This window comes from Aminobacter carboxidus (genome assembly GCF_014863355.1).
Taxonomy (GTDB): domain Bacteria; phylum Pseudomonadota; class Alphaproteobacteria; order Rhizobiales; family Rhizobiaceae; genus Aminobacter; species Aminobacter carboxidus.
In genome coordinates, this window is sequence record NZ_JACZEP010000026.1 from 1 (window position 1) to 10,107 (window position 10,107).

Below are 10,107 nucleotides of genomic sequence, written 5' to 3' on the forward strand. Positions count from 1 at the left end.
TCGGTCACGCCGTCGGTGTTGTTGGCGTCAGCACCGCCGACACCGGTCAGCACGTTGCCGTCCGCAGTCGTTGGGCCATCTTCAGTGACGCTGTCGACATCCGCCTTGGCAGTCGGCACGTCGTCGACGATCTCAATAACAATCTTGGCCGGCGCTGACGTATCAGTGCCGTCGGAGACCGTCAGCGTGAAGTCGTCCGTCTCGGTGACCCCGTCGATGTCGGTCGTCGGGCTCGTGAGCTCGTAGGTATAGGTCGCGACACCGGTGGACGGGTTGTAGCTGGTGATCGTCAGCACGCCATGCGCGCCGTCGATCACGGAGCCCTGCAGGTCGGCAATGGCGATTGTCTTGCCGTTGATCGTGACCGACTGGAGGTCGCTCAGGCCATCCGGGTCTGACAACTTAAAGGTGCCACCCGCAAATTCTGTCGGGGCATTGGGGTTGGAGCCGATGCCGGCAAGCCCTGACTCCTGGACGAAGTCGGCATCGCCGCCTGGATTGCCGGTGTCGATTTCGATTTCTGGTCCGCGATTGCGGCGCAGCCCCGGATAAAGCTCGCGATTTTCGTATTGCGGGAACTGGAGCGCTGTCGGAGGGAGCAAGGCCGATAGGTCGAAGCCATTGCCGATGCCGCCCACCGGTGTCTCGAAATTGCCGCCGGAGCTGTTTGCAGAGCCAGGTCCGACCGAAATCGATCCGTCAGGACCAAAAGCAACATCGACGCCGCCAGCTTCAAGCGCAGCGATCAAGGCGACGCGCGGAAGCTCGACGTCGCCGAGCATGAAGGTCGGCACGTTGGAAGCAGCGTCCTTGACGACGATTTCGGTACCGTCGGCCTGCTCGAGGATCAGGTTCTTGCCGTCGACCTTGATGTTGTCGACGGAGATGTTGGCAGGCAGATGGACAACATTGGATGCGTCGGCTGCATATTCGCCAGCACTGGCCTGGGCGGGCGGCGTGGCACTGGGCTGCGCCGCCTGGATGGGCTGGCCTGAGCCGGCATCGACGGGAACGGGATCTGCTGTTGCTGCCGGTTCGGTCGCCTGCGCGAGAAGCTGTGCTTCCGACAACGGTTCCGCCCGCTCGAGCAGTGCGTCGCTGCCAGTTGCGGCTGCCGAAAGAGTTCCCTGGTCAACGGAGGTTGCCATAGCCCATCCCCAAATTTCTTGCTGGCCGTAGCAGAGCAGCGAGATTTGGGTGATTGCAACGGGGGCGTGCGCCAAGCTGCATACTCCCATATGCAGACGAGCATGAAAACTTAATGGGTGGTTAATTTAGCGAAGTGAGATGCGCAAAAGCCGCCGCTTCGAACAGACTTGCGCGCGGCGTCGCGAGTATCGATCAAGGTGTCTTGCTAAAACAGCGGATCGTGCCTGCAACTATCCGTTGACCACGAAGGAAAGCAGGAGGTCCGGCGACTTGACCGGGGCACGGACGATATTGAGCTGGCCGCGATAGCGCCGCTCGGCCGTGGCGATAACGAAGCCGCTGGCGATCGGCACGCCGTAGTTGGCATCGAGCCTGGCAAAGATGTCGGCAACGTTCAGATCGAGAGACAGCCTGAGGTCGCGGCGTGCCTCCTCACCGAAACCGACCGGCAAATGTCGCTTGACTAGGCTCTGGAAGGCCGGATTGAAGGTCAGGATTTTCTTGGCTGATGACAGCGCAAAGGCGGGTGCCGGGCAAGCACCCAGGATCGCGTTGATCGTCCGCAGCGAGGCCAGTTTGGCCAAGGCGGCACTTTGATCGGTCATCCAGCGCAGGCAAGCGACACGGATGGCCGAGGTCAGGTTGCCGGTCTCGTTGTTGGAAAGTTCAATCTCGTCGACGATTTCGCCGAGCGTCAGGTGCTTGTCTTCGGCGAGCTGTTTCAGCGTTGCCCAAAACAGACGCTCGAGCTTGATACCCCGCCGCGTGCCCTGGCGCACGACAACGCGAAAATCAGATGTCAGATCGTCGGCCGAGTAGATGTGGTGTGCGGGTCCACCAGGCGCCGCTCCGCTATCGTTCATGGAGCGCCTCGTCGCGCGCCTTGTTGATCGGCTTCAGCAGGTAGCTCAAGATGGTCTTGCGCCCGGTGATGATTTCGACCGTGCTGATCATGCCTGGGATAATGGAGTAGGATTTGCCGTCCCGTTCGAGCGCCGAGCGGTCCGTCGAGACCCTGACCTGGTAGTAGGGCTCCCCGGTGTTTTGATCGACGAGGCTGTCAGCGGTGATGTTCTGCACCCTGCCATCGAGGCCGCCGAAGATCGAGAAATCATAAGCCGAAACCTTGATCAGCGCCTTCTGGTCAGGCCGGATGAAGGCAACGTCGCGCGGCGAAACGCGGGCCTCGACAAGCAGGGTCTCCGACGTCGGCACAATGCCTGCTACCACCGCACCAGGCTGGACGAAGGCGCCCAGCGTGTTGACGTCGAGCGTATTGACGATGCCGTCCACCGGGGAGCGGATGTCGGTACGGGCGACCCGGTCGGTAGCGCCGCGAATCGTCTCGTCGACCACCGACAGTTCAGCCAGCGCCTGGGTCAGTTCATCAAGTGCTTCCTGCTGCAATTGCAGCCCGAACTCATCGACCTGGAGCTTCGCTTCGACGATCGCAGCACCCGTTCTTTTGATCGTCTCATCGGCGAGATTGAGCTGGCCGCGCATCTCCGTCTGTTCGCGGTCGACGCGAATCTGTTCGGTCTTGGCCATCAGGTTGCGCTTGACCATGGAGGTCACAAGCTCTGCTTCCCGGTCGCTGACACCAAGGCTATCCGTCAATCGCTGGACGTTGACCTTGGCCTCGTTGAGCTCTTTTTCGCGCTGATCCAGTCGCGACTTCAGCACATTGAGCTTTGTTTCGAAGTTCTGCCGGCGCGCTACCAGCAGTTTCTGTTCGTTCTCGCAGATCTCGGGAGCGACCTCCACAAGGCTTTCGGGGCAAGCCAGAGGTTCGCCGATACGGCCTTCCTGCTCCTGCTTGAGCCGGGCGATGCGGGCGCTGAGCGTGCGCGCCTTGGCCTGCTGTTCTCCCAGGCTGGACGTGCTGACCGTGTTGTCGAGCCGGACGATCAGATCGTTCTTCTTGACCACCTGGCCGATCTTGACGGCGATCTCCTGGACCACGCCGGCCTCGCTTGCCTGCACGATCTGGGTCTTGGAAGCAGGGATGACCTTGCCTTCGCCGCGTGCGATCTCGTCGATTTCGGCGAACGAAGCCCACACGACGAACGCAACAAACAGCGCTGCGATGATCAGCACCGCAGCCGATGCAAACAATGGCGGCCTGTCTTCCCTGGCTATCATTAGAACTCCATTATATTGAACAAGGCCAATATAATCACCCCTTAGGCCGACGAATTCTCAACTGTTGGGCTTCTGCAACGCCTGAATGACTTTCTCCTTGGGCCCATCCGCCACGACCCGCCCCTGCTCCACCACGATAAGGCGATCGACGATTTCCAGCATACTGTAGCGGTGGGTCGATATGATCAGTGTGGTCTTGTCGTCGAAGGCGACCTTGAGCTGCTTGATGAGCTGGCGTTCGGAAGCCAGGTCCATCGAACCTGACGGCTCGTCGAGGAAGACGATCTTCGGCTTGGTGAGCAGAAGCCGGGCAATCGCCACGGCCTGTCTTTGGCCGCCGGAAAGATTGGTGCCGCGCTCGCCGACATTCATGTCGTAGCCGCGCGGATGGCGCGAAACGAATTCGTCGACCCCGGCGGCCTTGGCTGCGAGGATGATTTCCTCGTCTGTCGCGTCTGGGCGCGCCATCAGGAGGTTTTCCTTGATTGTGCCTGAAAACAGGTCACCGGCCTGGGCGACGATGCCGACGGCGGCACGAACCTCCGAGGGGTGATACTGGCGCACATCGATGCCGTCGAGCAGCAACTCGCCGGTGGTCGGCAGATAGAGCCGCCCAACCAGGCGGCCGAAAGTCGTCTTGCCGGAGCCGATGCGGCCGATAATGCCGATGCGCTCGCCGGGATTGATCGACAGGTTGACGCCCGTCAGCACCTCAGCCTCGGTGCCGGGATAGACGAAGCCGACATTGCGCAGCGTCAGGGCGCCGACCCGGATCGGGCGATTGACGAAGCCGACCGTGTCGGGCCGATCCTCGGGCTGTTGCATGATGGAGTTCAACACCCTCAGCGACAGCATTGCCTGGCGGAAGCGGGAAATGGTCATGGCAAGTTGCCCGAGCGGAGCCACAGCGCGGCCCGACAGCATGACGGCGGCGATAATGGCACCAGTCGAGATTGCACCGCTGTCGAATGCGTAGGCTCCAGCCACCACCAGTGCCACGGTCACCAGTTGCTGGACGAATTGCGTCATATTGGCAGCGGCGGCGGAAAGCTGCTTGATCTTTTCTGACGTATTGGCCGCATTCTTGGAATGCTCGCGCCACTTGCGCAGCAGGTAGGCCTCGGCGCGCAGGGACTTGATCGTCTCGACCGTCGAAATCGACTCGACCAGCAACGCCTGGCGCTGCGACGCCTCGTTCATCGATGCGGCGACCCGCTTGCCGATGCGCTGTTGCGCGATGAGCCCGATGACGATCGCCGCAATGAAAGCGATGATCGGCACAATAACCAGCCAGCCTGCTATGGCGTAGATCACCAGCAGGAAGATGAATACGAACGCCGTGTCGATGAACGTGCTGACTGTATTGGAGGTGAAGAATTCGCGGACGAATTCATATTGGGTGACGCGATTTGCGTATTCACCCGTCGATGCCGGACGTGCGCTGAGGGAAGTGTTGAGTACCTTCTCGAACAGCATGTAGGAGATGCGTAGGTCGGCCTTGCGGCCGGCATGGTCGATGAGTGCCGCGCGCGCCGTCTTGAGCAGCAGGTCGAACAGGATTGCGGTCGACACGCCGATCGCCAGGACCCAAAGCGACGAGATCGCCTTGTTGGGCAGGATGCGGTCATAGACGTTCATCGTGAAGATGGGGGAGGCGATGGCCAGAAGGTTGATGAAGATCGCAGCCAGCGCAACGCGTGAATAGGAGCGCCAGAACGTCCCGAGTGTTCCATAGAGCCAATGCGGCCGTTCAATCTTGGCGGCGTTGCCGACGGTCATGTTCTCGGCAGTGTTGGCGTAGGTGATGGAGAAGCCGACACCGCCTGAGATGGGGGCAGATGTCAGCTCAGCGCGCGATATCGATGTGCGACCATCCTCTTGCGGTCCGGTCAGGAACTCCGCGCCGTCGCCTTGTTCGACAAGTATTGCGATCGGCAGGCGGTTGGGACGAAAGATGATGGCCGGCAGGTCGAAGCGACCGCGCATGAAGTCGCGATTGGCGAACTCGGTCGTTTCGAGGCCGATCCGCTCGGCAAGGTGCCTGATTTCCTGGACCTCGATCCGATCTTCGGAGATCGGGACGCCGGAAAACAGCACGGTCTCGGCGCTCGGCCGGCCCAAGAAAGCGGCCACTGCAGAAAAGCAGGACTTGAACGCTTCGACCGGGGTCTGAATATGCGCCTGCTGATTCATGACGGACGGGGTCTGCCGTCAGACGCCCTACTTCTTTCTGACTGGGGCCAAGAGATCAAAAGGCATGTCGTTCGCTTGCTGCGATGGCGTCCGCGCATAAGTCTCGGTGTCGGCGGTCGCCGGCACGTTGAACTCGGTACGGGCATAGGCGTCAGCCTGCTTTGCCGGTGTAAGGTTCATCGTCTTCAGCAATTGCCCGGTTGCCGCCAGCAGACGATACTCTGCGAACAGTGACGCAAAAGCGGCAGTGTTGGAAAGGGTCGCGGTGTTGAAGCGCGTGTTCTGCGCGTCGAGCACGTCGAGCAGCGAGCGCTGGCCGACCTTGAACTGCTCACGATAGGAGGTGACCAGCCTGTCGTTGGCGATGGACTGCTGGCGCAGCGTCTTGGCGAGATCCGCCTGACGGAAGCGGCGGTCCCATGAAATCCGCACGGCCTCCTCGACCTCGCGCTGCACCTGGTGCAGGGCGAGCCGCTGTTCGCTGACGCGCCGGATCTGTTCCTGCTCGTTGGCCTTGTCGATGCCGCCGCGGTAAAGGTTCCAGCGCAGCACCAGGCGCGCCTGCAGGTCGTTGGTCTCGTCTTCGGCGCCGTCAATGTCATTGCCAACCCGTGCGCGACCTTCGGCGACGACCTCGGGGCCGTACTTGGCGCGGGCCGCATCGACAAGCGAAGCCGCCGCGTCGATGTCGCTGTTGGCCATGTGGACGCGCGGATTGTTGCGGCGGGCAAGGCCAAGTGCGTCGTCGAGCGAGCGGGGCAGGGCCTTGGCGACGGAACCTGGCCTGGATGGGTCGGTCAGCGGCTTGCCGACGGTCTTGAAGAACCGGATCTTTGCCGCCTCGAGCTCTTCGGCGGCTTCCTGCACGCGCGCCTTGGCGGCGTAGAGCCGCTCCTCGGCCTGCTGGCGGTCCGCGTCGGTCAACGCGCCACCCTGGATACCTTCGCGAATGTCGCCAAGGATCGACTGATGGAAACCAAGGTTCCGCTTGGCGTCGCCAACGATCTGCGCCTGCAGCATGTATTCGAGGTAATCCTGCACGACAGACAGTCCGATGAACTCGGAGCGCTCGAGAACGCGGAAGGATGCTCCATCGACGCGCGAGGCCTGACGGGTCAGTTCGGCGCGCCGGGCGCCGTTGTCGAAAAGCTTCTGGGTCACAACAACGCCGGCTTCCGACGGGTAGAGTTCGTCATCCTCGATACCGCTCAGACGCCGTGACGGGTTGTCGAGGCGGCGCACGCCGGTCGAGGCTTCGAGGTCGACGCTTGGGAGATAAAGCCCTCTTGCCTGGCGAAGCTCAAATTCGATCGCTTCGCGGTTTTCGATGGCCTGGCCAATTTCCGGGTTGGACTCGACGGCGACGGCCATTGCTTCCTTGAGCGTCAGTGCATCGGCACCCGTGCCCGACAGCATGGTCGCGGCAAGCATTATGGTGAGCCGCGCCGCAAGTTGTCCAAGACGCTTCGGCATAAAGTACCTCCCACTCCCATCCCGACGCAGAGCGTTCGAGACCCCAATCGTACCCAACTGAACGCAATTATCCAGAAGAGAACTGAAATCGACAGTGTTTTGGTTACTTTGGCATCGATTCGCTCGTATTTGAGTCATTTGGCAGTAGGGCTGATGCAAAAATGCTACATTTCCTGCGACTAAAATACATTTGTCGGGTTAACGCTGAGGTTGTGTTCTCGCGATGCGGACAGAGGCGATGCAAGGCCACGCTCACTTGTGGTTGTCGGGCGCGGATGGTGGCGAATCGCCATCTGACGTCCGGTTGGCTTTGGCGGACTGAACCCAGCCTACTGCGGTAGCGGGCCTTCACCAGGGGCTATGCCAGCAAAATTGTTGCCTACGGACGCGATTTGCCCCGATCCCGGCCGCGCGCCGTGGATCCATGCGCGATCCGTGCTGAACGAATAGAGGGGGACATAGTTCTTGAGTGCCTCGTCGTGCAGGACCTGGTTGCTCAGATTGTCGAGGATGAAGGTTCCACTCTGGGTGGCAACAGACAGTACCGCGTGGAAGACGCCACGGCTGGCGTCCTGGAGAACCACCAGCGACATGCTCTGTGCCGGAACGCCAGCCTTGATCAATGCCGACATCTTGAGAATGGCAAAATCTTCACAATCACCGGCACCACGCGACAGTATTTCAGCCGGCTTCGCCCAGTAATCGAGGTTGCCATACACGCCTTGGTCCTTGCGATAAGCGATCATCGTGTTGACGGCGCGGTTGATAACGCCAAGCTTGGCGAGAAACTTCCTGTCGCGGCTGTCTTCGGCAAGCCCGAAGAGCGCCGCACCATTCTTGCCGCATGAGGTTTCGGTGCAGCCGCTGATGTCGCGATAGACCTTGGCCCAGCGGCCAGCCACCGGGAAGTTGCGCATGGGAATTGCGACGGAACCGAAAACACCGGGGATGATGGCCGCGGTCTTTATCGGGTCGATGCCCGCGGGCATGTCATCGACCTGGCGCCGACGATCATGTCGCTTGCCGGGCTGGAGCAGCCCTTGCCTTGCGATGGCCGCAGTATCGCTTCGACCTTCGACGATGGCGATGCCCCGGCGCCACGCGCGACCCAGTATTGGGAAAACCTTGGTCACCGGGCGATCTGGCACGAGGGCTGGCGCGCCGTAACGGAACACAAGCAAGGCGTCGCTTATGAGAACGACGACTGGCGGCTCTACGACACGACAGAGGATTTTTCTGAATCGATCGATCGCGCCGCCGATGAACCGGAACTGCTCAAGGAAATGGTCGGGCGCTGGTGGCAGCAGGCCGAGGCCAATAGTGTGCTTCCGCTCGACGACCGGACGCTCGTGCAATTGTTGAGGGCCCGTCCGCCGCTTGGACTGATGTCGCGAGATAGGCTGACCTTCCGGCCTGGCCAGGGCCATGTCCCGATCAGTAGCATGATCACCGGTTCGGAGCGTGCGATGCTGGTTACCGCCTCGTTCCGCAATCGGCGGCATGGCGAAAATGGCGTACTGGTTTCGAGCGGCGACAGCCGCGGCGGCTATGTGCTGTATGTCCAGGATGGTCGCTTGAGCTTTGAACATGTGCAGCTCGGCAACCGTACGATTTGCACGAGCGAGGAAGTACTCCCCACAGGTACGTTCGAGGCCGGTTTTGTGCTGCGTGATCGCATCGGTCATTCGGCCGAGGTCGTTCTGCTGCATGGCCGCCGGAAGGTGGCAGCGACACGCATTCCCACCACGGCCGCACACCTGTCGTTCTGGGGGATCGATGTCGGCTGCGATAGCGCCGACCGGGTTTCCTGCGCCTACCCCCCCGATTTCGCCTACCGAGCACGTTCGTTTGAAAGCCTGACCATCGACTTCCTCGACCAGCTGGTGCTCGAAGACGTCGCCGAAGCCATGGAGAGCACCGAGTAATGTCGCCCAAGCAAGTTCTGATCGACGTTGATACCGGCGTCGACGATGCCTTGGCGCTCGCCTTCGCCGTGCTGCATCCCGACATCAATCTGCGGGCCGTCACCTGTGTCGCCGGCAACGCTTCGCTTGAGGACGTCTACCGCAACACCCGCGCCGTGCTGGCTCTGGCTGGCGGCAGCGATGTTCCCGTCGCCCGCGGTGCAAGCCGGCCGCTGATCTCGCCGCCACGCAATGCGGCGCATGTGCACGGCCACAACGGGCTGGCGGGATTGGAGCTTGAGGTCCCTGACGATGGCAACGCCGACATCCATGCCGTCGACTTGATGTGCCAACAGATACTCGCCAGTCCGACGCCAGTGACCTTGATCGCCCTGGCCCCACTCACCAACGTCGCGCTGCTTGTCCGCATGTATCCGGAGGTGGCAGCGAAGCTCGAGCGCATCGTGTTCATGGGTGGTTCGGCCAGTGTCGGCAATGCAACGCCTGTCGCCGAGTTCAACACCTGGGCCGATCCCGAAGCAGCTGCCATCGTTCTCGATGCCGGTGTGCCAACGACCATGTATGGGCTCGACGTGTTCTACAGCGTTGCCGTCGATGACGCGCAGGTCGGCAGGCTCGAAGCGTCCAGCCGTCCGGCCGCTCGGCTTTGCGCATCGCTGTTCCGATATCTTGCCAGGAAGGATTCCGAGCAGAAGCGCATTCCTGAAAACCGGATCGCGGCCCTCGGCGACGCTGGTGTCTTATGCGCCATCGTCGATCCGGCGGGTCTGACCGTGCAGCGGTTTCCCGTCAGTGTCTGCATCGACGGCTCGCGCTCGCGTGGCCAGACCCTGGTCGACAGGCGCAACCATCGTGGCGAGTCCGAACTCAATGGCGCCAGCCTCGGCCGACCGGTCGACGTTGCACTTGACGTTGACGGCGACCGATATGCCAGCCTGTTCTGCGATGTGATCGGCGGCGAGGCGCGGGGTTGAACTGATGGAACTTCGTGAGGCAACAGACATGGTTCTATCGCACCCCTCAGCCACGGTTATGCCTTTGCCTTCGCGGCTGGCTGCGAATGCGGCGGAGGGTGGCCATGGTGTGGTGCGCAATCCAGGGATGGCGCTGGATCTGGGTTTTGTCGAATCGATGCGCAGCGTCAACCGTTCGGCACTCGAGCGCCGGGTCGGCACGCTGACCAAAAGGCGCTCGATCAAGGCCGACAACCAGGCGGCCTGGCTGC

At 61.5% G+C, this 10,107-nt stretch carries 8 protein-coding genes and 1 pseudogene; 3 read left to right on the plus strand and 6 right to left on the minus strand.

What is annotated here, in order from left to right; translation table 11 throughout:
* The 6 genes from IHE39_RS30285 to IHE39_RS30310 all read right to left on the minus strand — a co-directional run.
* The coding region (locus IHE39_RS30285) for a VCBS domain-containing protein (protein WP_192569154.1) at positions 1–1,148 on the minus strand (1,148 nt) is incomplete at its 3' end.
* Positions 1,149–1,379: 231 nt separating this feature from the next.
* The gene (locus IHE39_RS30290) at positions 1,380–2,012 is read right to left on the minus strand and encodes a ribbon-helix-helix domain-containing protein (protein ID WP_192569155.1); all 633 of its coding nucleotides are present in this window, start codon (positions 2,010–2,012) and stop codon (positions 1,380–1,382) included.
* Positions 2,002–3,291 (minus strand): HlyD family type I secretion periplasmic adaptor subunit, encoded by a 1,290-nt coding sequence (locus IHE39_RS30295; protein ID WP_192569156.1) that lies wholly within the window; start codon positions 3,289–3,291, stop codon positions 2,002–2,004. The genes IHE39_RS30290 and IHE39_RS30295 overlap by 11 nt, the downstream gene beginning before the upstream one ends.
* Positions 3,292–3,348: 57 nt before the next feature.
* Complete coding sequence (locus tag IHE39_RS30300; RefSeq protein ID WP_192569157.1) at positions 3,349–5,484, minus strand: type I secretion system permease/ATPase; 2,136 nt, start codon at positions 5,482–5,484, stop codon at positions 3,349–3,351.
* A gap of 27 nt (positions 5,485–5,511) precedes the next feature.
* Complete coding sequence (locus IHE39_RS30305; RefSeq protein WP_434781355.1) at positions 5,512–6,957, minus strand: TolC family protein; 1,446 nt, start codon at positions 6,955–6,957, stop codon at positions 5,512–5,514.
* 329 nt (positions 6,958–7,286) lie between these two features.
* A complete protein-coding gene (locus IHE39_RS30310) occupies positions 7,287–7,946 on the minus strand; it encodes a transglutaminase-like cysteine peptidase (RefSeq protein ID WP_192569158.1) in 660 nt (219 codons plus the stop codon).
* A 24-nt stretch (positions 7,947–7,970) separates the two neighbouring features.
* Between IHE39_RS30310 and IHE39_RS30315 the strand changes: the two genes are divergently transcribed.
* The 3 genes and pseudogenes from IHE39_RS30315 to IHE39_RS30325 form a co-directional block, all read left to right on the plus strand.
* The gene (locus IHE39_RS30315; RefSeq protein ID WP_192569159.1) at positions 7,971–8,882 is read left to right on the plus strand and encodes a hypothetical protein; all 912 of its coding nucleotides are present in this window, start codon (positions 7,971–7,973) and stop codon (positions 8,880–8,882) included.
* Positions 8,882–9,856 (plus strand): nucleoside hydrolase, encoded by a 975-nt coding sequence (locus IHE39_RS30320; protein WP_192569160.1) that lies wholly within the window; start codon positions 8,882–8,884, stop codon positions 9,854–9,856. Before IHE39_RS30315 ends, IHE39_RS30320 begins: the two co-directional genes overlap by 1 nt.
* Positions 9,857–9,884: 28 nt before the next feature.
* Positions 9,885–10,107: pseudogene (locus IHE39_RS30325) on the plus strand (deoxyribose-phosphate aldolase); the annotation flags it as partial.